Below are 25,047 nucleotides of genomic sequence, written 5' to 3'. Positions count from 1 at the left end.
AGCCCGGTTTAATCCGGTCTCTCAATTTTAATCCACTCTGCTGACACCTCGGTATTGCTGGTATTGCAGTTGTATCCCTTGGGAAAAGAGGAGTTAACCTGGTACTTATTCTCAACCGCCTCCAGAAGGGTTTTGAGCATATACTTTGAACCTATCGGCGTACCAGGTGTTCCTGCAAGACGAGATATACCGGAAGAATTGGTGTATATCACTTCCCCGGAATCGCTAACCTTCAGTCCTTTAATATATTCTGCCTGACACTCGACCGATGCTGTTGCCATGTTGGAAGTCATTGCCAGCGTTGTTATCAATAGAAATTTCTTCATGATGCATCCTTGGAGTTTAACTGCTGTTAGGCTTGTAGAGTCCTGCTGCACCTCGAAGCGCAGCAATTAGTAGGTTACTGTCTGAATATTCCGTTTGTTTCTGAAGCTGAGACAGGACAAGGCTCGATACCTGGAATGTCTGACCAATAGGGATTGGCAGCGCAAATGCATTACCGCTTCCCTGTGTGGCAGAAACAAAAAGCTTATTGGGTTGTCGCTCGATGAAGATGCCCTTGCCACTGCGCTTGAAGTGAGCTTTGGGAAGATAGCCAAGGCATACGGCAGCCATGATCGGCAACTCAGTGTCGCTCAATTGAACAGTTATCTTCCTCGCCCAGATGACGTTTTCACCTTGTCTCGGGGCGACATCGAGATTTACCGTATGTCCGTGCGGTACGCCTTTCACAAGAAGCGGGGTGGCCTCGACCGTTAGAGCTGCATTGGAGCCAAAACAGCGAACTTTTGGCTGATCTGATGGGCTTAATTCAGCTTCATTGTGCATATCGATACAGGTCCAACGCCAGAATAAGTGGCTCTTCCTCGATTCCAGACTCTTGGGCCGGGCGTCGTCGTTGATCGCCAGGATTATCTCGCCAGAATTTTCTGGGTAGATTTTTCTGTTGTGCAATCACGACCCCTGAAATAGGGCATGATTTTCTGACGATGCTGCCATCCTCAAGGTAGGCATAGTTTGCACGGAGCTGATTGGGTAGCGTTGATTTCTTCACCAGAATCTCGCCTGGATTGCATTTGTTTAACAAATCAACGGCAGTTTGAGACGCACCCTGACCAGGTAGCTTTTTTGCCATCTCGATAGCTTCCTGGAGAGTAACCTTCTTGATCCGGGCATGGTTAGTCGCCCACGTCCAGCTAAACACATCCAGCGCCGGTGGCATGATTCTGATCTGTGCGTAACATCTCTTGAGGTCTAGCGAGCCGATACCAGCAGTGCCCATTGCCTTCTTGAGTGCCTCAGTCCTGTAACCTTTTTCGGTGACCTCATCCCTGATCAGCTTGGAGATTCTCGATACAGAAGCGTCAGTCTCTTTCTGGAAATTGCGTATGGCCATCACAGCATCTTTGAAGGCAGCTTTTGCGGCGTTCAATTGTTCCACGGCAGCTACCGTTTCCGGTGAGGCACAGACAATTCCTGCTTCTGGCACATGTTCCCCCTCATCGGCCACAAACAACTGCGTCATCGACTTAATAGCCGCCTCCCGTGCTTCATTGGACTCCTTGTCCTTGTCTTCCATCCCGAACGTGGGGATATAAACGGGGTAGCTTTCCCGGTCCGAACGGACCGCGCCACTTAACGTCAGGCAGGCCTCGGCCAACACCTGGTAAGCCTCGTAAAGCACCCTGATGTATTCCGCAGGTAAGACGGCTGTATTGTCATGAGTTTGGATATTCATTCCACCACCACACTGGACAGCAAGTCCAAATTACATTAGTAATATGTATAGAATACCAGATAAGCAAATGTAAGCCAGTCTTGCAACGAATATTAATCACTGAAGGAATTGAATATGCACACCATTGAAATGGCTCTCAATATGCTGCGGATTGGACATCTCATCGAATGCGAGATCGTACCGTCCGACAAGGAAGTAGGAGCATATAACGTAGTGACGATTGCCCAGCAGGGACAGGGCGGCGATCGTTACCTAGTTACGGATGACGCTGGGCGAGTGATAGAGTGCAGAAGCACAAGTTACGCAAAATCAGTCGCAGCAAGGATAGGTTTTCAGGATGCCCAAATTAAGGCAGCATCCTGAAGCCAGGCCAAGACAGCATAAATAAAACAAGTATACTATACCAGATCAGCAAGGGGTATTCTTTATTGGTGCCACACCCCAGCCTCCGTGCAAAATTCAGATTGCGCCCCTTCTTTTTCCTTACCTTTCCTTTATTTTCCTTCTGTTTCCTTGGCACTCGCGAGGCTACGCCTCCCGGTGCAGGGGTCAATCAGTAAGGTAGGGATTACTCGGGAGTGTCGATCGGAGTGAGGGGGTGAGGCTGGCGCTTGGCCGCTCCCTAATGCTGATCTGGTATAGTAGTTGTTATCAAAAATAGCTGATAGGACTTGAATTACGCGCAGTTACCTGTATTATGCGTAATTATGCAATTGGCGCGTAATCCCGCGTAAGTCACAAAACAAATATAGAGGTCCTTTTTATGGAAGGGTGGCACTATCCACGAACAGAGCTGGCAGAACAATACCTTGGCCTACTGGCCCTCGGTATCTCATCAAGCCTAGCGATCATAGCCCCTCGACGTAAAGGAAAGACGCTATTCATCCTTCAGGATCTCGCGCCACTATCGCAGAAGAAAAACTACATCCCTGTCTATGCGAGTCTATGGCAAAACATCAATGCCCCCCATGAAGGACTGATCGCAGCCCTGGAAGATGCCATTGCGGCGCTCGATAAAAAAGCGACCTTCAGCCGGTTGCTCAAGGCCAAAATCAAAAAGACCACCGTAAGCAACGAGCTGCTGGGGAAAATGGAAGTAGAGTTTGCCGACAATCCGAGCAAACCAACCAGCAAAGAACTCGCCTATCTCGATCAGTTACTCAGTATGCTGGTCGAAAAGGCTGGCAAGAAAACGGTTTTGCTACTGATTGATGAAGTGCAACATCTAACAACGTCCACCCAGTTTGACCCGCTTGCTCACACGCTCCGGACCATGCTGGACAAGCGCCAAGGCAAGGTAAAAAGCATTTTTACCGGCTCCTCCAGACACTATCTGGATCTGCTGTTGAACGAATCAAAGTCACCGTTCTACCACTTCGTTGAACAACACGATTTTCCAGACCTCGATGATCAATTCATTGAATTTCTGAGAGACAAGCTGGCCAAAAACCACCAGATCACTATTGCCATTCAACCATTACGCAAAGCCTTCCTGGACTTGGATCAGTCACCGTACTGGATGATGAAGCTGATCGCCCAAATGATTACCTTCAAGGCTACTGTTGAGGAAGCCTTGGAATATGTGCTTCAGCTTATGGAAGCAACCGAAGATTTCGAGGGCATATCAAAGAGACTGAAGCCGATCGACCGGCTTGTGTTTCTGGCGCTTTGCAAGGGTACAAACCCCTTCTCAAAAGAGCTAATGGCGAGAATAGACAAGGAAACCGATGTTAAAGGCGTCGCTTCTAATATCCAGCGAGCCATCAAGCGTCTATCGGAAGCCAGTCTAATCAGCCAGACCCGAAAGGACGGGTACAACATTGAAAAGCCCGGTTTGAAGCGCTACTTGGAACAGCAGCACCAATAAGAAGGAGTCTAACGGATGCAGACAACGGTTAAGCGATGGTTCACCGACAAAGGATATGGATTTCTGCACAATGGGGGTGATGCCCCGGACATCATGGTCCACGCAAACGAACTGAAAAACTGCCAGTACTTGCGTCCAGGGAGGACAGTGGAATTTGAATGCCACATCAACAGCAAAGGCCTGGTGGCTAAAAACGTCAGACTGGTTCAAGACCAGCCTAAAGCCCCCAATCAACGCCATTCACAGCAGTATCCATTCCAAAGATCCGGCTATGGAAGGTACTAGCGCCATAAAAGGGTACATCCTCGATGACCCTTTTTTTATTGGTTTTCATTCGATGACCGGGATAATCCCACGCTACACAGGTCTATCCAAGACTTCTATGTGCAGGTGTCTCCTGGCTCGATGCTCATTCAGCAACCTGGTTTGCCGGGTTGCTAGTTTGGCACCTCGTAGTAACGTTTAAATAAACCACTCTTTATAGGAGAACATTCATGAAGTTATCTGCACTTTTCGGCTCTTTGGCCTTGGTTCTTATCGTTAGCGGCTGCGCCTCCAACCAGCACGTTTACTCTTCTGATGGCAAATGCCTGACCTGCTGGAACAACCCTATTACCGGCAAGCCCATCAACCATGATGGTAAAGCTAACCAGGAACAAACAGCACAGGAATCACAGGTAACCCAGACAACGACTACCGAAACTACCGTTGTAAATACCACTACCGCTAAGCCAACTGAGCACAAAATCGCATTTACCGTGCCAGTGAATGTGGATGTCGCGTTCCTGAAGATTAAGAAAGAATTCAACTACTACACCGAGCAGGAAATCCGTCAGGAATGGGGGAGCATGGCCGAAGCCAAAATGCAGACTTTCGCCTACGCCTACGATGCTACTCCTTCGGTTTACTACCACATGCGTGCCGATCGCAACCACGATGGCATTCAGGCAATCATCGACAGCCAGATCGAGAAGCAGTCTGACAAGGAAAGCAAAATCACGATCACTTACTGGCTAAGAGATAAGTCTGTTAATGCCAGTCAGTTTGGCGAATCACTGAAAAATCGAACCAGAAAGGCATTAAACATCTAACACCGGGAGGGGGAACCCTCCCTCTTTTATTTTGGAGTGATGAATGATCAGAACAATAATTGGCTTCATACTGGGAGCTGTTGCGACCTTCTACACATTGCCCTTTATTGAGTCCGGTACCGGTAAACTACCAAGACCGGCTATCGGTGACTGGTTTTCGTCTGACAATAACAATCACTCCTCAAACATCATCAACTCAGTACCACCTTCCGATTATCGCCAACATGCTGACAGCAAGCTTGCGGCAGAGGTCATGACGGCCATCTCCGTTACCAGAACACGCGCCCTCAATGACCAGACATCCGATTACGTTGTAAAGCTCATTACAAACCTGATTGAACGCGAACCAGGTATTCAGTCATTCGTCCGTGAGAGACTCGTAAACGGCCTGACAAATCGGGAGGCACTTGAGATCTTTGAAAAGTACTACTCGATCCAAGGATGAATCGTATGAAGGCCCTTATCGAAATCAATGTCTATGGCGGAAACACACTATTAGCCACGCTTAAAAAGCATGATGACCTGCCAACTGGGATCTACTCCGACCGCCCTGTGAAGTCGCTGATTAATCTCACACCTGGCATTCAAGCCAATGTGAAGCTCCAGATAGAAACGGTCTCATTGAGCAATGATGACACTTCGCTCCTGGTTAGCGATAAACGCCTCCAAGTATCGGAGCTTTTACAGACCCTGGGGGTGCAGAACTTCGTGGCCTTTGTAAAAGATGCAGAGCATCATGGTTGGATAGTGGAAAAGTACATCGACGGTATCAACCAATATTTCCACTTAGATCACAACAATCAGCCACTATCAGCTCCTGCCATCTTATCGGAAAACATCCTTACCTTGTTTCTGTTCATTCTCATGGCAGCAACTCCTGCCGTAGTTTTGAAGTTTATGAGCAGTGGCTATTTGGGAAGTCCTTTCTGGGTGTTTGCCCTGTTCTTAGGGCTTACTTCAGTCGTGTATTTTCTCTCGTTCGGCGTCATGCAGTATATGAGGACCAGAGGGGAACCAATATTCTAAGGTGGCAACCATGACACAATACTCCATCGGTAATTGCGTTCTCGAACGTTCCGATCCTTTATTTGAAGAGGCGCTGGCCAGCGCCTACAAATCTCGCGAGCGCCCCTTGTGCCTTTGCTCAACTCCCGGCGTGCCAATGTATATTGCTCGCACCGGCGACAACAGCTATGTGCTGAAGCGAATGCCAAACAGTGGCCAACAGCATCATCCAGACTGTGATTCCTACGAGATCCCGGCTGAACTCTCCGGTCGTGGAGCCGTTGAGAACAAGGCTATTTCAGAAGACCAGGAGACAGGAATAACCAATCTGAAACTGGACTTCACCCTCTCAAAGGTTTCTCTGAATCGAACGATTAGCAAGGGTGAAACCAAAGAACCCACTGCGGTCAAAGCAGATCCAACCAAGCTTACCATCCGATCGCTGCTCCACTTCCTCTATGAAGATGCAGGCCTTAACAAGTGGGCACCAAACATGGAAGGCAAGCGCTCCTGGTATGTGATCAGAAAGTACCTCCTACAAGCAGCGCAAAACAAAGTCACCAGAAAACACCCACTAGGAGAAGCACTGCTGATTCCAGAGCAGTTTTCTCTGGACCACAAAGATGAAATTGTGGCCAGACGCAGACAGTTCCTATCCAAGCTGAAAAAGCAGGGCAACAAACAGCCTATGGGCATACTCATTGGCGAAGTGAAGACGATCGAAGAAGCCCGGTTTGGATTCAAGATGATCGTCAAGCATATGCCCGATACTCCGGTTTACATGGGAGAGGATGTTTACAAGCGAATAAATAAGGCCTTCTCCACTGAGCTTGCTTTTTTCCATGAAAATGAATCCATTCATTTGCTAACAATCTGTACTTTTCTTCTTAGCGCATCCGGCAGTCCCCAGGTGGATACCATCTCTTTCATGGCCGTGGATCGGAATTGGCTTCCCTTTGAAAACATAGAGGAGCTGGAACTTCTGGAGCGGCTCTGTACAGGGAAGCGTCATTTCATCAAAGGCTTACGCTACAACCTTGGATCGTCGGATGTCATCGCCTCGGTTCTTCTAACCGATACTGAAGGAAAACCTACGGCTGTTTACCTGGTTCCAGCAGGAGCGACAGAGAGCTATTACGACGAGCTGAACGCGGTTGTTAGTCATAGCGAGTTACCAAGTCAGATCCTTGATGTAAATCAGGAAGATACCCTTAGCGCCGTTTAAGAAGTAGGAATAACAATGAGAACACTCGACCAGAATCAAATAGAAAACATCTTCCAGGAGTTGAGAGACAATATTTCGCCTGAGCATGGTAAGGCGATCATTGGTCTAGATAATGTAAAGCCTTCACACCACGAATTTGAGAGCCTCGAATGGCGATACCGGTTAGGTGGATACACCGAAGCTCTATGCGCTTGCGACATCCTGAGCAATAGTGTTTATGAGTCTGCAATCGCTGAAATATTCGGCCAAAGGCCAAGGGATGGAGCAGACCGTCCTGGGCGAAAACATAAGTACAGCGTGGACATCAAAACGGAACAAAACAAGCAGTTCACGTTCGATGTACCATCAATGAACCCACTCGATGCTTACTTTCAGCTCACCAAACGTATTGCTTATAAAACGATACCCGGTATCGTCTCTGTATTGGTATACGCTGGCTTTCATACTGATCGAAAACCTGATTCTTCACCTCTCAGATCCTTTGAGAAGGACGAGCTGGTATTTGTAAGCCTCGTTTAATCTATTCAAAGGAACGTGTCACTATGCTCATATTAACTCGGCGAATTGGTGAAACACTCATGATAGGCGACGACGTTTCCGTCACCATATTGGGGGTCAATGGTAACCAGGTACGAATCGGAATCAACGCACCAAAAAACATTGAGGTCCATCGCGAAGAGATATACCTCAGAATTCAGCGCGGTGATGAATATCAACCCTCCGACAACCTTGGCGGTGGTGAAAAAACGGGAAGTATCTCTGACATGGTTTACAGCAAAGGATATGGATTCATTTATTCACCGGGATTCGATGACAATATCTTCTTCCATGCTTCCGGTGTTGAAGATAACTTATTTAACGACCTCCACGAAGGTATGGATGTTTACTTCTCAGTAGAGCGGGGCAATCGTGGCCTAGTCGCAACCGGAGTTAAGAAGGTATGAGAATCCTAGCTCCAGCGAAGTTTCTGTATTCATTTCTGATTGTTCTGTTCGCTTTAGTATCGCCGTATTCATTTGCAGAAAGCTTCATGGCGAAGGTTGTCGGTGTCTCCGATGGAGATACGGTAAATGTTTTGACAGATAAGCCGTGCAATTCCGGAAAAAACTGTAAAAGCGGCAAGATCCAGTATCGTGTTCGGTTGGCAGAAATTGATACGCCTGAGAAGAAGCAACCTTATGGCAGCCGTTCCAAACAGGCCTTATCGGATCTTGTGTTCGGACGCCTGGTAAAAGTCGATACTGTTGACACTGACAGGTATGGCCGCCTGATAGCAAACCTTTATGTTGACGGGAAGTGGGTTAACGCCGAGCTTGTTAAATCTGGCAGCGCCTGGGTGTATCGACAGTATGCAAAGTCCCCCGTGCTATTTGAGCTCGAAAAGGATGCGCGGAACAACAAGCGCGGTCTTTGGAGCCTACCTGAAGCAGATCGAGTTCCACCCTGGGAATGGCGTAAGGCAAAGAGATAGCAATCAAATGCCTTTCACCTTATACATAAAATCCCTCAATGCCTCTTCCCTTACCTCATCAGTTCTTTTCTTATGATGAGTGTATTTAGAGGCTATCCAGCCGGAGTTAAAAGCATATTCCAACTGAATGAGAATACGCCTCCATGTTGATGGTCTTAGTCGTAGCTTGGCCCTTAATAGTGACTGCTGATCATCAATATTGAGAGCCGTATTACGCGCCCAATCATCATCGTCTTTTTTGTAAGTATCCAGCGTTTCTTCTGGGTCCATCAAATACTCAAGCAACAGATCATAATTGTCTTCATTAAACCCAGAATCTCTTGATAACCTCCTGAGCCTATCCAAAGTCTCAGCCCTAATGGTAATCGTGCTAAGGGTAGTAGTTTTTCGTCTTTTATACTGTCTCCAACGATCATTAAACCTTTTATATCCGGCTTCGTTTAAGATATTTTTTAAAGTAATGAAGGCGTCTTTCTGGGACACATCTTTAAGAGATGGTAATTTTTCCACGGTGTTTAATAAATCTTCAGCTTTGATTCCTCGATTGAGTGAACCGGAAGAAACGTAGGACTCCCATAACTCACTTTCCAACTGACTTTTTAATTTTTTACCCATAAAAACGTGACTTGTCACAAATGAACGTGAGCTCAATATATTTCAGATTACGCCATAAGTCACACAAAATAAAAATGTGACATTTCACGAAATTAACGATAAAACCAGTCGAATTACCAGACATGTTAGTCTTCCTCTTTAGTCTTTATGGGTAGTGAGCCTTTTAGCATCCGTACTACTGAGAAGAGCTCCTGTTTTTAATTTCCTCTCAATAATCTTGCTTGGCAGGGAAGACTTACCATCCAGGTAACGCATTGCAGTTCTGGTATCTCTCCAACCGATCCACTCTTTCAGTTCAGCGACAGAAGCTCCAGAATCTATAATCCAGTTCGCAACGCCTCGGCGCATACTATGGGTACTATACTCCTCTGGATCAACGCCTCCGGATTCCAAAAGCCCTTTGAAGAGCTTATTGATCGAGTTTGGATGTATATGGGTTTCTGAAACATCTCCCCAACGACTAACTTTTGCAAACAGAGGCACTTCGCTTTCTCTAAAGGATTTTACATCGACACCGCTACACCGTGCTTCAATCCAGTCTCTGATGGCTCGCATAGGACATAGGTTTGGCAGTGAATCCAGTTTCTTTGTTGTTCCTTGGCCATCTCTATCCGTTTTCGACTTTGGAAGAAATAACTCGAAGTATGGGGTATCTCCATCCCAATGAAATTTGATGTCACAAGCACGGATGTTAATGAGTTCGTCGGAGCGCAATCCAAACCAGAACGCCGTTAACAGCATGGCCTTGTCTCTGATAGCTCTCAGCTTCTGGCTATTCTTTTCATCCTTAATGCTTTCCTGAACTTCATCCAGGTGCGAACATACTTTTTCAATGACTCTTAACGGCGCCGGTTTTGCCTGCTTAGGTTTTTTACCAAACTTCCGCCGTATTCCCCGCATTATTTTCCGCACAAGCTCTGAATCATTAGGATTATGCTCAAAGCCGTTTTCTTTGTGCCAGCGGCCAATGAGAACCCTGCGCTGTTCCAGAGTTGCAACACTCAGCTTACCAGCGTACATCACGAGGTAGTTTTTCAGGTCTTCATCTGTGCATGGGAGCCGACCGCCAAAGACCTTTGTGAAGTGTTTGACCGCATTCTCCAATGCTCTATTGGTATTGTCGTTCTCGGATGCGTCCAAAATCGTTGCTTCTTTGGCAAGCAGGTCGAGCTCAGCAGACCTTCCCACGAAGGTGGGATCATAATCCCTTCGATCAGTCATCTTCACTGTTCCTTAATGTAGCTGTCTACGATCGACTGGATGCTTTCTGAGTTCATCACTGGAGACTCAGAGTGCGCGACTATCAACTCCAGAGGTGATTCAAGATTAGCTCTATCAATGATCACCAGAATGTGTGGCTTCTTAGCTCCCTCTGTAGAGAATGCTCTTTCAGAAAAGCTCTGCCACTCCGTCAAACCAGGCAGGGCTCTCAGTGCAAGCTGCATTGTGTTGAGCTTATGGGTTTCATCAAATGGCATTTCCGGATCGGCTATAACATCCCATGCCAGAACAAAATGTCCCCAATGAACAATCTCTAAAGAACCTGGGGCTGGGATACTATCCTTGCTGCACCCAAAGAGAACTACACCTGACTCTTTGCTGTCGATCAGATAGAAGCAGATTTCTGAATCGATCGAGGAAACATCGCCATCAATATCCCAACCAGAGGCAGCAATCCTTTCCTTTAGGGCCTCTGCTTGTCGTTTCTTCTGGAGGTGAGCCGTAAAATCAATAACAATACTTTCAGCCATAATTCCTCCTTTAATCGCCGTTGCCAGAAAGAAACTGCTCATAGAATTCCTGCTGGTTCGCAGTTAGGGCTCTGAAACCCGTAAACTTTCCATCTGCATGGCGTAACTCATCAAATCGTCCCATAGTGTCCTGATATACAATCCGTCGATTGGATAGATCATAGAGCTGAGCCAACGATTCAACCGTATAATCTGCGGCGTTAGTCACAGACGCAAAATCTGGGTCATCATTATCTTTGATGAGAATGAACGTGTCGGTATCCAGGATAACTGAATAGGAAGAGGTCATTCTTTGTTTACCAATAGCCATGCACCTCTCCTAGTGGAAATCCATTGAAACATTAAGCACGTTGAAATCCCACGAGCCATAGTAAGTACGTGCAGCGAAGAAATGCCTACGCTTTTCCATATCCGAAAAGTGTTTGAGCTGCGGTTGAGGCTCAAAGATATGATCAATGCTTTTCACCTGATCAAGAATCAACAGCCCCATTTGAACAGCTTGAAAAATCACCCGGAACATCTCATCAGCTATTTCCGAAGATTGCCCGAACAGAATCAGATCTGGCGAACCAATATTTTTCATTCCGACCGTGTAGCTGTAGCCTTTCTCATGCATAACATACAGGCCGTTCTTCAACAGTGCGCGGTGTATCACTTGGTTATGGCTTTGAATGCCATTCTCAAAAATCTTCAATTCCATGTTACCTCCGAAATGGGACGACAGGGCTTGAATTAAAATAGCTCGGGTTGGCTACTTCATCCCTCGCGATCACAGACTGCGCATATTGCTTAATAAGCTCAGCTTCTAGGATTGGCTCCTGGCTAACCAAGCCAAAAGGGCGGAGAGTGCATTCATTCGTATGACGGTTCCGGTAGAGCAGGATAATGAAATGCCGGTGACCATCTTTTTCATTGGCGCACAGTGTTTGATAGCTGGTCGTATTAACCATATAAATACCAATCAGCACGCCCAGCTCTTCAACCCGCTTCCGGATTGCTCCACCAGAGGCGTTCACATACCGCTTGAACTGTTGATCAACGGCACCACAAACCGCCTCAATTGGCTCCTTTATCTGTTTGAGCCTAACCAGATCCTGTTCAGTAAAACCCGCCAATGCGATTTGCTCGCTATCGAAGGGGTCATATACATACGCATTTACCGCTATATCTGAGTTCGCGTGAAAGCCCTCCATATTCCAGGACTTGCTGCTCAACATTTTCTTGAGCTTCTTTTTGGCCTTGTGTGCCTGAATGTCATCCATAGTTATCTCCAATTACTGGGTTCTCTATCCAACGTACACCAGGTCCTCCAACCAGCAACCCCAATCAAAAGCGTAGGTTTTCGTCCAAATGCCTCCGCAGGCCTTCACCTGACCGAAATTTTGAAAGCAGCCAAATATTGTGAATTTTTAAAGTCGGCGAACTTTACCCCCCTATCCTATCCAAAATTTTAAGCTAAGGCTAGATAATGTTCTATTATCACGCCTTATATATTCTGTATTAACGGCTGCTTTTCGTCCTGTTTCTTTATATGTTTCTTGTCACTTGAAATATACTAAGCTATTATGCTGGAAGACTAAGACTGCATCCCCCGAGGAGAGACAAATGGCTAGACCGCCAGTTATTGGATACGAGGACGTCGAAGAAGCTGTGCGAATGCTTCAGGACAAGGGAAAGCCAATCAATCCTTACCAGGTAAGATCGGTACTTGGGAAAGGCTCCGAGGCCAAAATCCTTTATTATCTGAAAGGTATGGGGCTGGACATCGAATACCAGGACGAAGATCCGCTGACAAAGCGAATCGTTAACTTGGTGCGCCCGGTGGTAGTCGAGTTGAATGAGCAGTACGAAGAACAGATCCGAAAAGAAAAAGCTGGCCTGATTGAAGAGCTGTCCTCTGAAAGAGAACGAGTTAAGTCATATAGAGACCAATTGGCCGATATGAGCGCCAAGCTGAAAGATGAGACCAGTCGCGCAGACTCCAGTTTAAAAAAAATCGAACAGCTTCAAACTGAACTTAACGCTGAGCGCAAGGCTTTGGCAGAGCAGAAGCAACGCACATTGTCACTGGAAGAAAAACTAGATAGCACGAACACCTCATTGAAAGATACCAAGCTACACCTGGAGTCCACTAAGGCTGAGCACAAGGAGTTAGTGGTTCTGCTCAAAGATGAACACGCTCGAACCCTCCAGGGTTACAAGGAAGCGCTTGAGCAATCCAATCGATCCGCAGACCGAATGAAGGCCCAATTGGAAGAGACAACCACAGTCGTCAGTAAACAGGGATTGGAACTTACGGCCCTTAAAGAACGTCTCGCCGAAGCAAGCCAAAGAGAGCAATCCTTCATTGTCCAGATAGAACAAAAGGATCGTCTAATCTCTGAGCATTCATCAAAGTTAGTCGATTTATCCTCAGAACTCGAAAAGCTTTCAACAGAAATACAGGGACACCTCAAAACGATAGCCACGCTGCGTGAGTCTGACGAGGAAAATATAAAGCTGAAATCTGAGAACGCTGCGCTCGTAAAAGCAAACGACAAGCTCTCTACCGAGCTTGATGTGCTAAAAGTGGTAATCGACAAGCTTTCCCCCAGGCAGGAGGATAAGGACAAGAAACCGGAATAAGGAGCCAATACAATTAAACGTCTATCCACTCTGGCGAAGACACGACTCCATTTGACATTACTGCCAGCCAAGGTTGAGCAATTGCCTTTCCTGGCTCTGAATGTCGATCAACCTCATGCCCATATAATGCATCGTAACCAAGGCGCTTAGCTGAGACGCATATCAACTCAATTAATCCTCTGGCGCTGTTATGTCCTACAACAGAATAAGCGGTATCGAATGGTAGCCCAGTATGGGCTGCCAAATCAGAAGCCATCTTATCTAAATATGCAGACATAGCTGGATCGCTGTACGCGACCCTCAATACATTTCCTGTCAACCATCCTTCATGCCAGTAGTCATGATTCACATTAAGTGTCCTTGATGCCATCGGATTGCGCATTACCTCTCGACGCAAATGCTCAGAGGCTGCGTAATTAGCAATTGTATCTAATAGCCTGGCATTGGATGATAGAGATACCCTGGCCAATCTGGTTCCAGCTTCTTTTGCGAAGTCACGATTGATAGTAAAAAAGATGGCCGTATGCTGTACGAGTAAATCTTCACCTGGTTTCTTGGGAGGGGGTAGTTTCCAAGCACTAAAGCTCTGGTCGGTTCCGTGGTACCAACACGGTTTATCCAAAGCGTCCGATAATTCAGATGAAATTACGGCCTTGTCCTTCGTGAGTTGATTCAAACAACACTTTTTGTATTTCTTGCCACTTCCGCAAGGGCATGGTTCGTTTCTATTACTGCCCAAGTCTACCTCTCAAATTAACTCACAGATCTTAATGAGATTGCCCGAATCATATTTCTAATATCAGCAGACGTTATCCCCTTGCTCATTACCTTGTCTGCCATAGACAGCATTTCGCGCTTTACTGTCTCAGGGATGTTCGCGTCAGCAGTTATCACAATCTTGGTAGCCTCTTTGCATTCGTGCTCGTTGTCGCGAAGAAAACGAAGAAACTGCAATCCATCCATACCAGGCATATGGTAGTCGATCAAAAGCAGGTCGAATTCAAAATCCTCGACATGCCTTATCGCATCGGATGAGCTTGAGCAAAAGGTGACTTGGACATCTTTTCTCCGAAGAAACTCAGGTGATAGAAGTTCTTCCATTTGGCTAAGATACTGTGCGTCGTTGTCAATCACTAATACTTTTAATCCATCTTCGACAACGTTATGCACATAGGATGAACTGAACCCTAAACCGTTACCTACGGACACTACCTCACTTCTACTTCCGATGGCAGTTTCGTTCTCGATGGCGATTAGTTCAGATTTACAATCGGCAGGAATGCGAATGGATACTTTAGTTCCAAAGTCTTTCTTACTTTCAATCTCAATTGTTCCACCAAGGAAATCTGCGAATTTGTGCATCGTGGCCATTCCGATACCCCAACCATCTCGTTTGCGCTTGATGTGATTCTGCAATTGATTTGGTCGAGCTGTTAAGACCTCAATGTCTTTCTCTGTCAACCCAACACCACTATCATGAACAGTAACGAGAAGGGCTTTATCTTCTACCTTGTACGATACTTTAACGAATCCCCTATTGGTATATTTCACCGCATTATCAATAGCATTTGAGACGATGATCGATACCAGGTCATAATCAATGTAAACCTGATCACGCATGTCGCCCACAGCAAAGCAATTCCAAGATACGGCCTGCTTAGCTTTACACTTTACTGAAAACTGCTTATCGAGATCAGAGAATAATTTTCTGACATCTATCCAATCATCATTTCTGGTTAGCGATCCGTTTTCGAGTGCGGACAAACAAAGTATTGAAGTAATGTGTCGATCAAGGGCATCAATATCAGAGAAACATTTCTTAAGCGTTGACAAAACATCAGCATGACGTTTTTCAGAGTTGTGATGGATAGCTATATCAAGAAAAGTCTTAATACTTCCAATTGGAGTTCTGAGTTCGTGAGCAGCGATCTGCAATATGTTGTGCTTTAGCTCATAGATCTGTTCTTGATGTTCAATATCACTCCAATTTTTTTCCAACTCTTTGGAAATCGTATTGAAGTATTCAGCAAATTGTGAGATTTCCCTAATTGTAGAATCTTCTGATAATCGTATTCCTCTTTCACCTCCGGCCAGTCGATTAGCTGAGACTACCATGTTAGAGAAATTCCTGGTGATGGATCGGAGAACGATAAAAAAGATAACGACGGTTATGACGCCAAATAAAAATGAAAACAGAAGGGATTTCAGAATGGGAGAAAGCGCTGCATTGGCACCGAAAATATCAGTGTACGAAATTAATAATGTCCCCACATGCTTTTGGTCAGGAGGGTAACTATCTTCATTCAAAAGATCATTTTCGATTACCGACTTAGTTATTGACGACGCTGAGTAGATCGGTAATTCTTTTGAACTAAGATCAGAAACCTCTACACCATCATATCCATCGCTTTTTACAAAGCCGATAATGTTATTATTCGGATCAAGAACAGTAATACTGTAGATAAAGCTGTAATCTTTCAGATCATCAAGAGTAGCGTCGATGATTTCTTTGTTACCAGCTTCAATTGCGTATGCAAGGATATTTGTTGAATGGAGCTCGGTAATGCCTTTGATGTTTTTAAGCTCTAAGTCAACAAGCTTTTCATTTTGATGGTGTATGGTAAAAATGATCGGCGCGTAAATGACGATCGAAATTAGTACCACTGATGCGCAAAGTAATGTCTTATAGGAAATCCTTTTCTTACTGCTCATGTATTTCTCCATACTTCATGAGATTTCTCAAATCCAACTGAAACGCCTCTGCTAATTTTGAATTAACAACTACCTTGGCCTTAGTTGGTATCGAGGTCGTAGTAGACAACTCTCCCGTTTCATAAAATGAGTGAATTCTGTTTACCATTTCCGACAAGACAAGTTCCTTGTCGAAGTAGGCAGCGACGACGCACCCTACTCCCCCGTCAACCAATCTCGGTGTATACGCGATCGCCGGAACTTTGAGTTGATAGAGTGAATAGAGCATCGCCTTCAGCGAGTGCGGATCATAAATTATACTGGACGGTATAACAATGAATGCATCCAGATTGTTGTCCTCTACAAATCGAGCGATGAGCTGAGCCGGATTCTCAGTCTCATTCAACTCCTTCTGCACCAAGGAAAAACCACCAATTTTATCAGGCAAATCACGCCCAAATAGGAAGCCTGTCTCACTATCAACAAAAACTCCGATACGAGGCTCTAGCCCAGGATACATTTGCTTGATCAGCTTGACGTGTATTGCGGGATTGATGTCACTGAATACCGCCGACCTTAGAGGGCCAGCACGGTATTCTGATCTTGGAATGAAACCACTTAGTACGGGAAGGTATCTGAAGCGCTTATCATGGTTGACTGCATGGGTAGCTTCATTGCCAATAGTGACTACTAATTCATAGTCATCGAGTGATGGCGGTAAATCAGTATACAGCCTCAACTGCCCTGCACTTCCAGGTGCAGCCTGGATTATGGAATGAGCAAGACTGGCATATTGCTCAGAATATTCGGGGACAACAACCATGACTTCTGCACAAGCCAGTCTTGCGAGAACATTTAGAGCGCAACCAAACAGAAGTCCGCCGATATTCCCTTGTGGAAACCGGCGCATATCATTTTTTCTTTTTATTCAGAAGTTCGGACAACTCTGCCTTGATTGCCATACGCAAATAATCAGATGGGCAGTCCGTTTTAAATGGGTCAGAGTAGTCTTGTGCGAATTGGGCAACTTTGTCCTTCAACCTAACGAGATCTTTACTGGACAACGATTTAAAATGTTCGCCTGTCTCTTCTGTAACAAGCGACATGATAACAAACTGTAGTTTTTCCTCGTTGTCTTTAGCTTCCTGCTGGAGATCTGTAATTGACGGAGCCGGTTCGCCAGATTCGTTGACGAATGGATAAAAACCTCCAACTTTCCACCAGGTCTTTATCTGAGAGATGTCGTGACGAAATTTGTACTCAAACTGAAGCGCTTGGATAGCAGCATCAATCTTCCGCATCGGTGGAGAGTGCTCCTGAAACCACGACCGAACGGTTGTGTATTTCAGATCAGCAAAAACGCTTGGGGATTTTTCAGCAAGATAATTCTGGAATTCGGCGACCCTACCCCTTCCTTGTTTGAAGCCTATTTGATCCAGAATGTGATTAAGTCTGTCGCCTGGTAGTTCAAAGGCTTCAAGTTCAGTGTTTCGGTTAGTGTTCATTGTTCGCGCTATCACCTTTTTGGGGCGAGTCTCCTATATTGCAGCATGGACAGCCACAAATAGGGGCTCAGGCGACGAAAATCCTATTTACGGCACAATTTATTGTAGTTGTTGCCTCTTTTCGGGGCCAAAGTGCAATAAAAATCATAGAATCAAATATACTCATTTTGATAGCGCAAGTCCATGATGGACATCCAAAACGGCCCGATCTATGGCTATCCTTCCTTCGGGTCCGTCAAAGGTGAATAGTCATTGCCTTGTTTGCACTGAAGTTTGCTAAAGAGGGAAAGCATTCCCTATTGAGAAGGTATACCCTCAACTCAGATTGGGATCGTTGCCCTTCAACTGACATCCTGACAATGTTTTGACCATTAGAGCCTCGCTGATGAATGTCAAGTGATTCCAGTTCTTTCTGGAGTAAGGTATAGACTTTCTTGTCCCCTGCCCTTTTCTCGTATAAGCGTTTCTTCAGCGAATTTTTGTCCAGGTACAGGTTAAAAATCGCCGGTGTAACCAAAGCAACGTGGTTTTCGAGGATATGTACCGGGGCCTTTGATTCATTCACTCGAATGTTCCGGCGCGAGATGCCCTTCAACAACCAGGCAACGAAGTCGTTTTGCACAAGAAGGTCTTCTTGCACTCTTCTGGAGTGCTTCCACAAGTTCTTAGCTTCACTGGAGCTAACGCCGGTACTGGCATGGACAGAGCTTTGAGCATCTTCCGGGATCTGTACTTGTGTTTGCTTAGCAGTAAGGTTTGACAGAGACTTTGTTGTTGGCACTTTGACTTCAGGCTGTTTCTGCTTGGCTTGCAAAACTTCGTGTTCGGCCTTAGCTACAGGCAATTCCTTTGGGGGCTGTATAAGCGGCTTATCATCATCAATCTTTTGATTTAGTACCTCTGCGTTCTTATCCACAACAGGCTGCTGTGTTTGAGTAGCGTGTTCAGATTCCTCCGGATCACTTTCAATAACATTCCCAGCCTTATCGACCGGGAGCACTTCGCCATCAAAGGTATCAGGGTTACTTGTTGGCCAGATGATTTCGTTCTTAAATCTCAAGAAAGTTAGTTTCTGTTGCCAGTTCTTAGCAAAGTCGTTTATCTCTGCGGTCCAGACACTATCCCCTTCTGAATTCGGTATCAGCAAATCATGCTCCCTCAACACTTCAAATAAGCGCACAATGTTTTTGGGGATACCTTTATGGCCTTCGTTTAGTAACTGGACTCTAACCGCCTCCATTGTTGCTTTTGATACCACCCATGTATCAGTTTCAGTTACCCATATGGCTGCACCTGGCTTATTGCGTTTGAGATCTCCGTCATTGATTAGCTTCCTTAGAGAAACTATCAACTTTTCATGTAGTGGTACGGCACTGGAATGATCTGTTCTTATGCCGGTATCAGCTCCAAGATTCTTAGCTACGCTTGCACTATCAGCAGTTCTTACGATTTCTGCGATGGCCTGTCCACCAAAGGTTGAGTGGGTCACTGTGCTAAAGAGTTGAGCAAGCAGTTCTGTGTCCTCAAAAACCCACTGGGCAGCTTTCCTGGTCAGCAGCCTTGGCAAAAGAGACATTGCAGCTTTTTCATGAAGCGATTTCGCTATCTTGGCGTTACTAGCTCGCTTTTTGTATCGGTAACTGTACTCTGCTTCAACAGGAATGTTTCCATACCAGGGATGCCAATGTTGGAACTCCCCTCCTCTTTCCCTGTAAACAACCTCAATATCGGTTACGATCTTGCCTATATCATGCGCGAGAATCGCAATGAAAGCTCCAAACCTCCAGCGATCAGATGCTGAAGCAATATGTTCTGGTTCTGAGTTTGGAGGTAAGACATATCCTTGAGCAATTCTAATGCCCGCATGGAGCGCTTCGAGAGTGTGGTCAATCAAGCCTCCAGCTTTTGAATGATGGTGGATTTCAGAAGCGGGAACCTCCTGAACTAACTCAGCGAATTGTTCTATCGCATAGAGGTAGTGATTAGCCCATACCTCTTCAGTAATGCTGAAGAGTCGTTTGATCTTTCTTATCAGGGCTTGCCGCTCAGAAGTATTCAAAAGGTCCTTCCCGGATCTCGCAATCGAATACTTGGGTAATGACTGAACAACTTCGTTTTGATCCGGTTTACGTCTAAAAAATGTAGTTAACATGGGCATACCTCCGCAACGATAGGATGCCTTACTCTAAAACCGGAAAGGAGGGAAAAAGGGTCAGTGGAGCCTGACCTAAAAAGCATCGTAGCGGTAGGTCTTGTGTAGGAAAATCTGGAGAATCGGAAACTTTAAACTTCATACTATGGTAAACGGCTGGATATGACACAAGACAAAACAAAGCTGACCGCATTCACTCTCAAGCTGAGTGACGATGATAGACAGACAATGAAGCTCGTTTGCGCCGTAGACAGTGCTTTCAAGTATCAATATCAAATGTTCGATGCTGCTGTGTGCTGGGCGATAGAAAACAAAGAAAAGTTAGTCGCTATAGCTAATCCAAAAGATGGTGATAACCGCTCTTACTATGTCAGTGATACTGCTGATCAGATTAAAGTTTTGGAAGAACAGTGGAATTGCAACACCACGAGGGCTCTCTATACAGCGGTGGTGACTTATCTGAAGTTTCGTGAGGCTGGTTTAAGGGTAGATGACAAAATAGCTTCTAATGCCTCTTAATGAGCTCCTGATGAATTAGCCTTTACGTCTTTGTGAAGGCTTTCTTTTCTTTTTAAAAATAAAAAAATATTGTCTTTGTGCCTTTCACATTTGGGACCGTAGGTCGGATTAACTATAATAAATACAAAGTATTTATTATCTGTTTAAAAAGAATAAATAACGGATTAATGACGGATTAAAAACGGTAGGCCCTCGGTAGGGTTTCTCGCTAAATGTCCTGTAACCCTTGATATTACTAGCCTCCATCATTTTTTCGCTATGCCAAACCTAAGTGTTTTACTATGCCAAACCTTACTACTGCTCTATGGGAAACCTAAGTGGTATTCACTGCCAAACCTTGGTATTATTCTACGTCAAACCCTACCCTTCTATTTTTATACAACCCCGTCCACACGATATACACAGCATATCAACACCTTAATCACAGGTTTATGCACATGCGGCTGTTCACGATCCCCTTTCCCTAGCATAAACCTTAGTACTTTTAGTTCGATTTATAACCATATATACCCTTTCTATGCCAAACCTTAGTATTGCTCTATCTCAAACCTTAGTAAGGTTTGGCATAGAGTTTGGCTTGTATTGTTGTTTATCCTAGCTAAGTGTTTGTAAAAATTGATGAATTACAGATGAAATTTGTACAAACACATAGAAATTTACCTCATTTGGGCGTTTTTTATGCTCTGCCCTACTCTATCCCAAACCTTTGCTTTCATCGCTTCTTATGGATTTGATGCCCAACTCTATCTAAAACCTAAGTAAAAAATGCTGTTCCAGCGTGATTTTTGGACTTTGGGAGGCGCTTTTGGTGAGGTTTGGGGTAGAGAAAGGCCGGTATTCAGCTAGATCCCGGCAAAAACTGAGGTTTGACGTAGAGAAAGGATTTTAAAAGTCGATTTCGTCTTTGATTTCTTGGATACGTGAGACTGGATGCTCTTCAGGCTTCGGATCGTTACCCAGCAGTGCGTTCGCAACCTTGTTGTTAGCAGCTACCTGCTTTGCAAAGGTATTGGATGCATATAGTTCGAACCGCCAATCAACTATTTTTTTGCCTTCTTTTTTAGGGATCATTTCGTAACGTTCGAGCACATCCTCGTTAACCAGGTCATCCATAACGTCTTTAAAAAGTGCCTTGTCCTGGTAGGTATTCTGATATGGGTCCTTCATTGCGCTGATCAGTGTGCTGAGTAAGATCGTATAAGGTTTACCTGGAGAGGCCTGAACCCAGCGGTGACACAACCTTTTGTAGGTTAGTCTGGTGTAGTGGCGTTTAAACTCCAGTGCTTTTGCGTAGTTGTACCGTCTGAAGTTCAAAGTAAGGATCACATCAGTGACCATTGGATGGAAGCAGACGAAGGAACGAGTTTCCTTTTTATTGCCCCTGTCCGCTATGGCCATGATTGGGAAAAATGGCGCTGATAGGTCTATTGAGTTGTCCATACTTTGTATCGAAAGTATGGAACGATTCATTATATGGAGAGCTTCTCGGATCTCAGAATACGAATATGACTTCCCTACCCTCTTGAGCTCTTCATAAATTTCATAAAGCGTGAAGGCAATCCCGACAAACTTTGTGCCAGCGTTTGTACCTGTTGTTGCTTCATAGGCTTCAGCTCTTCGTTCGGTCGCAAGCTTGCGTAGTACGTCTTCTATGATCTCTTCCCTTGCGCCTGGAAAAACAAAGACCCTTTGCTTTGTGCCGCCTTTTACACGCTCAATATTTGCCGCTGTGACAGAGATCCGAAGTTCCATGTCTTTGTAGTTGGTTATGCGGGTGAATTCTGTTTCTTCTGCCGAAGCTGAACTCAGGTATTTATTGTGCTTGTCGTATAAGAATTTACCGGCGAGATCGTAGATTTCGAGTGTATTGCTGTAGTTCTTGTCCAGTAGTGGATCAAGCTCGAAAAGATCAAGGTTAAGTTGCTGCGACTTAATCGGCTCCAAATCATTTTTATTCATATTTTTTATTCCTACCGCAACAAAAGCTTCATACCCAAGATCACATTAGAGCACCAAATACGGCTTATATTAACAGATTGCCCTTAAAAATTAGCATATTCACCAAATAGTGCTTTTTTTTAGTAAAGCGTGAATATAGAATCGGATTATCCACGATACGTGAAAAAAGTCAATTTGAACAGCAAAGGATACCGAAATGACCGATAACGACACCCAAAAAAGCTACCTGCTGGCTTCTCTTAAAAAGATCAGCACAGTGGTAAAACGCGGCGAGACCATCATGAAAGAGATTCCTGGTCTGGTCCGCAAGACACAAAAATCCAAGCATGATCCGGAGTGGCTGGAGGTCGCTCAGGTAGATGAACGTATTCAGAAACGTCGTTACGGTACAACTCAGGCTGCTGAGCTTGCAGGTATCAGTCACTCTCTCCTTTACGCGGCAGAACAAGATGGGCGGCTACCAGAACCAGAGTATCGTTTAGATACAGCTAAGAAGGTTCGTTCTGGATACACCATGAATCATATAAATCATATTCGCCAGGTGTTCAATACGGCTCCTCGAAAGCCTGAAGGTGCGTCGGCTGCTGTGGTTGGCATCCTCAACTTGAAAGGTGGAAGTCAGAAGACAACTACCTGTCACTTGTTTTCTCAGTACCTTGCAATGAAGGGGTATCGCGTTCTCTTACTTGATACTGATCCCCAAGGGTCATTGAGTTTCTTCTTTGGGAAGAGACCCGACGATAACGTTCATTATGAAAACACCATCGCACCGTTCTTTCTGGAAGATGACGAAGCGCTGGTAGAGGCCGGACATCCAGAAGGCGCATCTCGGTCTTTGCATTATGCGATTCAGAAAACCTACTGGGACAACATCGACATTATTCCGAGTTGTTTGCAGAACCTTAATATTGACTTGATGATGCCGAAGGTTATGGATGATGCGAACGTCCCTTTCATCGACCGAATTATGAAATTGCGTAGTGGGTTGGTTGAGGTAGGAAAGGATTACGACTTCATTGTTATTGATGGAACCCCTTCTTTAAACATCAGCACGCTAAATGTGGTGTCTGCATGTGACATGGTTTTTGTGCCCACTCCAGCGGCTATGTTGGACTTTGCATCAACGCTTCAATTCGCCGGTTTGGTGGCTGAAACCATTGAGACATATGACGAAGGAGGAATCTATCCAAACGTCCCTGACATGCGTTTCTTCATTACAAAGTATTCCGGCAGTAGTTATGCTCAGTTCATGGGCCAGATTATTCGCCGTGTGTTCACTGTCGAAAGAGGAGATGTTCTATCTAATGAAGCACACGCCTCTGACGAAATTGGTAAGGCTACAAACTCTACTTACTCAATCTATGAACAGAATCCCGCAGAGTCTGATAATCGTAAGAGACTGAAATCAACTTGCGAGATGTTCGATAAGTTATTTGAAGAAATGCACGATGCAGTTTGGGAAACATGTTACGAAGAGGTTCTGAGAACTTCGCATCTGGATAAAATTGATCAAATTATGGCAAATGCAGATTCAGTGAAAGCGGAACTGGAGGAAGCAAAAGCTAGAGCAGGGGAGGGTATGTAATTATGGCAAATGACAAGTATGGGAATATTGACGAGCTGCTTTCTGGGGCAGGATCGGACGAAAAAGAAGACAACACTCCGCGTCGAAGCCGGAGACCTTCTCCGGCATTGGGTGTGATGACGGGTGATAAGCGTCCAACAAGCGTTACCGATGGTTTGAAAGCCGATAAGCAGAAAGCGGAAAAAGCACTCGAAGAGGCCCAGCAGAAGTTTGAGATGGAAAAGGCAGATCTTCTGAAAGCACTAGAAGAAGCAAAAAATTCTGGGTCTGAAGGTGCTCCTATTGTGCTCACTATGCCTGTAACTAAGCAGGAAGTGACTTTCGAGCTTCGACGTGTTGATACGTCTCTAATTGATGTTTCTCCTGAGAATGAGCGTATTCAAGAATTCCTGGATGAAATATCTCTCCAGGACATACTGCCATCCATTAAGAAACACGGGCAGCAAAAGCCTGGTACATTGCGCCCGACAAAAGATGGCCGGTTTGAGTTGATTGAAGGTTCTCGACGTTTAGCAGCGGTCAAGTTGGCAAAGCAGGAATACTTGGCACTTGTTGGTGATGTACCAGATGCAGATGTGCGAGAACTCGGCATCATCGAAAACAAGCATCAGGATGTAAGCCCATATGAAAAAGCCAAAGCCTATCAGAAACAGATTGAGCGTGGAGAGTATGAGAATTGGACCCAGTTGGGTGCGGCCAAAGGAATTAGCTCTTCGCACATATCACGTTATCGTGCTTGCGTAGAACTGGATGAAGTGTTTGTTCGCATCCTTCCGTCGCCATCCGATATGCCTCTCTCTTATGGTGAGACGATTGCGCAGTTGAAGAAGAAAGGTGAGCGCGCTCTGATTGGCAAAGCCCACGAATTGCTTGATATGAGAAAAGCTGCCCTTAGTGAAAAGACAGAGCTTCCTGATGTAGAGGAGGTTATCAAGATTCTCAAGAGTGCTGTGAGAACTAAAGTGGAAGAGCCAAAGACGTGGAAGCCTGTTGTATATAAATCGAAAGATGGCAAAACTCTGAAGCATTCCGTCACGAATAAGGGCGCTACCAAATTTGAAATAACTGGTGTGGACGACTCTCAGCTTGAGAAGATCCTGTCCTTCTTGACCACAACTCTTAAGGTTGATGCTTAACCGAGAACGGTAGATTCCCGTGGCGGGAACTTGGATCGATAGGGGCGCATTCCCGTGGCGGGAATAGCGCCCTTTTTGTTGTCTAAGCCATTGAAAATAAAGTGTTTTTTTT

The 25,047-nt window shown here is 45.3% G+C and carries 29 protein-coding genes and 1 pseudogene; 15 read left to right on the top strand and 15 right to left on the bottom strand.

Annotated features, from left to right (window positions below; genetic code table 11):
* Positions 1-8: 8 nt before the first annotated feature.
* Genes ACF8D4_RS00150 through ACF8D4_RS00140 form a run of 3 tightly spaced genes read right to left on the bottom strand, consistent with a single transcriptional unit; the run spans position 9 to position 1,738 of the window.
* On the bottom strand, positions 9-326 hold the full coding sequence (locus tag ACF8D4_RS00150) for a hypothetical protein (RefSeq protein WP_392467997.1): 318 nt from the start codon (positions 324-326) through the stop codon (positions 9-11).
* 16 nt (positions 327-342) lie between these two features.
* Positions 343-828 (bottom strand): hypothetical protein, encoded by a 486-nt coding sequence (locus ACF8D4_RS00145; protein ID WP_004748896.1) that lies wholly within the window; start codon positions 826-828, stop codon positions 343-345.
* Positions 818-1,738 carry a hypothetical protein gene (locus tag ACF8D4_RS00140; protein ID WP_392467993.1) on the bottom strand — a complete coding sequence of 307 codons (921 nt, stop codon included), beginning with the start codon at positions 1,736-1,738 and terminating at the stop codon, positions 818-820. Before ACF8D4_RS00140 ends, ACF8D4_RS00145 begins: the two co-directional genes overlap by 11 nt.
* Before the next feature lie 114 nt (positions 1,739-1,852).
* Here ACF8D4_RS00140 and ACF8D4_RS00135 point away from each other — a divergent pair, with 114 nt between their 5' ends.
* The 11 genes and pseudogenes from ACF8D4_RS00135 (at position 1,853) to ACF8D4_RS00085 (ending at position 8,397) form a co-directional block, all read left to right on the top strand.
* Positions 1,853-2,101, top strand: coding sequence for a hypothetical protein (locus ACF8D4_RS00135; RefSeq protein WP_004748898.1), 249 nt, complete (start codon positions 1,853-1,855; stop codon positions 2,099-2,101).
* A gap of 400 nt (positions 2,102-2,501) precedes the next feature.
* Entirely contained in the window at positions 2,502-3,605 is a 1,104-nt protein-coding gene (locus ACF8D4_RS00130; protein ID WP_004748899.1) for a hypothetical protein, read from the top strand.
* Between the two features lie 15 nt (positions 3,606-3,620).
* Positions 3,621-3,890, top strand: a complete 270-nt coding sequence (locus ACF8D4_RS00125) for a cold-shock protein (protein WP_004748900.1) — start codon at positions 3,621-3,623, stop codon at positions 3,888-3,890.
* A 209-nt stretch (positions 3,891-4,099) separates the two neighbouring features.
* Positions 4,100-4,696 carry a hypothetical protein gene (locus tag ACF8D4_RS00120; protein WP_004748901.1) on the top strand — a complete coding sequence of 199 codons (597 nt, stop codon included), beginning with the start codon at positions 4,100-4,102 and terminating at the stop codon, positions 4,694-4,696.
* 43 nt (positions 4,697-4,739) lie between these two features.
* Positions 4,740-5,141, top strand: coding sequence for a hypothetical protein (locus ACF8D4_RS00115; RefSeq protein ID WP_392467990.1), 402 nt, complete (start codon positions 4,740-4,742; stop codon positions 5,139-5,141).
* 5 nt (positions 5,142-5,146) lie between these two features.
* On the top strand, positions 5,147-5,722 hold the full coding sequence (locus tag ACF8D4_RS00110; protein WP_004748903.1) for a hypothetical protein: 576 nt from the start codon (positions 5,147-5,149) through the stop codon (positions 5,720-5,722).
* A gap of 10 nt (positions 5,723-5,732) precedes the next feature.
* On the top strand, positions 5,733-6,926 hold the full coding sequence (locus tag ACF8D4_RS00105; RefSeq protein ID WP_392467987.1) for a DUF1173 domain-containing protein: 1,194 nt from the start codon (positions 5,733-5,735) through the stop codon (positions 6,924-6,926).
* A gap of 15 nt (positions 6,927-6,941) precedes the next feature.
* Positions 6,942-7,445, top strand: coding sequence for a hypothetical protein (locus ACF8D4_RS00100; RefSeq protein WP_004748775.1), 504 nt, complete (start codon positions 6,942-6,944; stop codon positions 7,443-7,445).
* Positions 7,446-7,468: 23 nt separating this feature from the next.
* Positions 7,469-7,672, top strand: a pseudogene (csrA, locus tag ACF8D4_RS00095) (carbon storage regulator CsrA); the annotation flags it as partial.
* Positions 7,673-7,681: 9 nt separating this feature from the next.
* The gene (locus ACF8D4_RS00090) at positions 7,682-7,870 is read left to right on the top strand and encodes a cold shock domain-containing protein (protein ID WP_392468166.1); all 189 of its coding nucleotides are present in this window, start codon (positions 7,682-7,684) and stop codon (positions 7,868-7,870) included.
* Complete coding sequence (locus ACF8D4_RS00085; protein WP_392467983.1) at positions 7,867-8,397, top strand: thermonuclease family protein; 531 nt, start codon at positions 7,867-7,869, stop codon at positions 8,395-8,397. Before ACF8D4_RS00090 ends, ACF8D4_RS00085 begins: the two co-directional genes overlap by 4 nt.
* A gap of 3 nt (positions 8,398-8,400) precedes the next feature.
* Here the strand turns inward: ACF8D4_RS00085 and ACF8D4_RS00080 are convergent, their stop codons facing one another.
* The 6 genes from ACF8D4_RS00080 to ACF8D4_RS00055 all read right to left on the bottom strand — a co-directional run bounded on the left by ACF8D4_RS00080 (position 8,401) and on the right by ACF8D4_RS00055 (position 12,025).
* Positions 8,401-9,012 carry a hypothetical protein gene (locus tag ACF8D4_RS00080; protein ID WP_392467981.1) on the bottom strand — a complete coding sequence of 204 codons (612 nt, stop codon included), beginning with the start codon at positions 9,010-9,012 and terminating at the stop codon, positions 8,401-8,403.
* A gap of 138 nt (positions 9,013-9,150) precedes the next feature.
* The gene (locus ACF8D4_RS00075) at positions 9,151-10,233 is read right to left on the bottom strand and encodes a site-specific integrase (RefSeq protein WP_392467980.1); all 1,083 of its coding nucleotides are present in this window, start codon (positions 10,231-10,233) and stop codon (positions 9,151-9,153) included.
* 2 nt (positions 10,234-10,235) lie between these two features.
* Positions 10,236-10,763, bottom strand: coding sequence for a hypothetical protein (locus ACF8D4_RS00070; protein ID WP_392467977.1), 528 nt, complete (start codon positions 10,761-10,763; stop codon positions 10,236-10,238).
* Positions 10,764-10,773: 10 nt separating this feature from the next.
* On the bottom strand, positions 10,774-11,073 hold the full coding sequence (locus ACF8D4_RS00065) for a hypothetical protein (RefSeq protein ID WP_392467976.1): 300 nt from the start codon (positions 11,071-11,073) through the stop codon (positions 10,774-10,776).
* 9 nt (positions 11,074-11,082) lie between these two features.
* Positions 11,083-11,463, bottom strand: coding sequence for a DUF4262 domain-containing protein (locus tag ACF8D4_RS00060; protein WP_392467974.1), 381 nt, complete (start codon positions 11,461-11,463; stop codon positions 11,083-11,085).
* A 1-nt stretch (position 11,464) separates the two neighbouring features.
* On the bottom strand, positions 11,465-12,025 hold the full coding sequence (locus ACF8D4_RS00055; RefSeq protein WP_392467972.1) for a hypothetical protein: 561 nt from the start codon (positions 12,023-12,025) through the stop codon (positions 11,465-11,467).
* Positions 12,026-12,368: 343 nt separating this feature from the next.
* Between ACF8D4_RS00055 and ACF8D4_RS00050 the strand changes: the two genes are divergently transcribed.
* Complete coding sequence (locus ACF8D4_RS00050; RefSeq protein ID WP_392467970.1) at positions 12,369-13,388, top strand: DNA-binding protein; 1,020 nt, start codon at positions 12,369-12,371, stop codon at positions 13,386-13,388.
* 13 nt (positions 13,389-13,401) lie between these two features.
* On the opposite strand, the gene ACF8D4_RS00045 is transcribed toward ACF8D4_RS00050, so the two are convergent.
* From ACF8D4_RS00045 to mobH, 5 genes are all read right to left on the bottom strand, one after another.
* Positions 13,402-14,127: an SEC-C metal-binding domain-containing protein gene (locus ACF8D4_RS00045; RefSeq protein WP_392467968.1), complete on the bottom strand. Its 726-nt coding sequence runs from the start codon at positions 14,125-14,127 to the stop codon at positions 13,402-13,404.
* Between the two features lie 14 nt (positions 14,128-14,141).
* Positions 14,142-16,100 (bottom strand): ATP-binding protein, encoded by a 1,959-nt coding sequence (locus tag ACF8D4_RS00040; RefSeq protein WP_392467966.1) that lies wholly within the window; start codon positions 16,098-16,100, stop codon positions 14,142-14,144.
* Entirely contained in the window at positions 16,090-16,989 is a 900-nt protein-coding gene (locus tag ACF8D4_RS00035; protein ID WP_392467965.1) for a hypothetical protein, read from the bottom strand. The genes ACF8D4_RS00040 and ACF8D4_RS00035 overlap by 11 nt, the downstream gene beginning before the upstream one ends.
* A 1-nt stretch (position 16,990) precedes the next feature.
* Positions 16,991-17,584 carry a hypothetical protein gene (locus tag ACF8D4_RS00030; protein ID WP_392467962.1) on the bottom strand — a complete coding sequence of 198 codons (594 nt, stop codon included), beginning with the start codon at positions 17,582-17,584 and terminating at the stop codon, positions 16,991-16,993.
* 235 nt (positions 17,585-17,819) lie between these two features.
* Positions 17,820-19,736 carry a MobH family relaxase gene (gene mobH / locus ACF8D4_RS00025; protein WP_392467960.1) on the bottom strand — a complete coding sequence of 639 codons (1,917 nt, stop codon included), beginning with the start codon at positions 19,734-19,736 and terminating at the stop codon, positions 17,820-17,822.
* A gap of 162 nt (positions 19,737-19,898) precedes the next feature.
* Here mobH and ACF8D4_RS00020 point away from each other — a divergent pair, with 162 nt between their 5' ends.
* On the top strand, positions 19,899-20,255 hold the full coding sequence (locus tag ACF8D4_RS00020) for a hypothetical protein (RefSeq protein WP_392467958.1): 357 nt from the start codon (positions 19,899-19,901) through the stop codon (positions 20,253-20,255).
* A gap of 885 nt (positions 20,256-21,140) precedes the next feature.
* On the opposite strand, the gene ACF8D4_RS00015 is transcribed toward ACF8D4_RS00020, so the two are convergent.
* Positions 21,141-22,214 carry a RepB family plasmid replication initiator protein gene (locus ACF8D4_RS00015; RefSeq protein ID WP_004748791.1) on the bottom strand — a complete coding sequence of 358 codons (1,074 nt, stop codon included), beginning with the start codon at positions 22,212-22,214 and terminating at the stop codon, positions 21,141-21,143.
* A 196-nt stretch (positions 22,215-22,410) separates the two neighbouring features.
* On the opposite strand from ACF8D4_RS00015, the gene ACF8D4_RS00010 reads away from it, so the two are divergent.
* Both ACF8D4_RS00010 and ACF8D4_RS00005 read left to right on the top strand, forming a co-directional pair.
* Positions 22,411-23,799: an AAA family ATPase gene (locus tag ACF8D4_RS00010; protein WP_004748792.1), complete on the top strand. Its 1,389-nt coding sequence runs from the start codon at positions 22,411-22,413 to the stop codon at positions 23,797-23,799.
* A gap of 2 nt (positions 23,800-23,801) precedes the next feature.
* The gene (locus ACF8D4_RS00005) at positions 23,802-24,935 is read left to right on the top strand and encodes a ParB/RepB/Spo0J family partition protein (protein WP_392467955.1); all 1,134 of its coding nucleotides are present in this window, start codon (positions 23,802-23,804) and stop codon (positions 24,933-24,935) included.
* Positions 24,936-25,047: the final 112 nt, after the last annotated feature.

Origin of the sequence: Shewanella sp. YQ_9, from assembly GCF_043103185.1 — a bacterium.
GTDB classification, from domain to species: domain Bacteria; phylum Pseudomonadota; class Gammaproteobacteria; order Enterobacterales; family Shewanellaceae; genus Shewanella; species Shewanella algae.
This window is presented reverse-complemented; position numbering and strand designations above follow the sequence as displayed.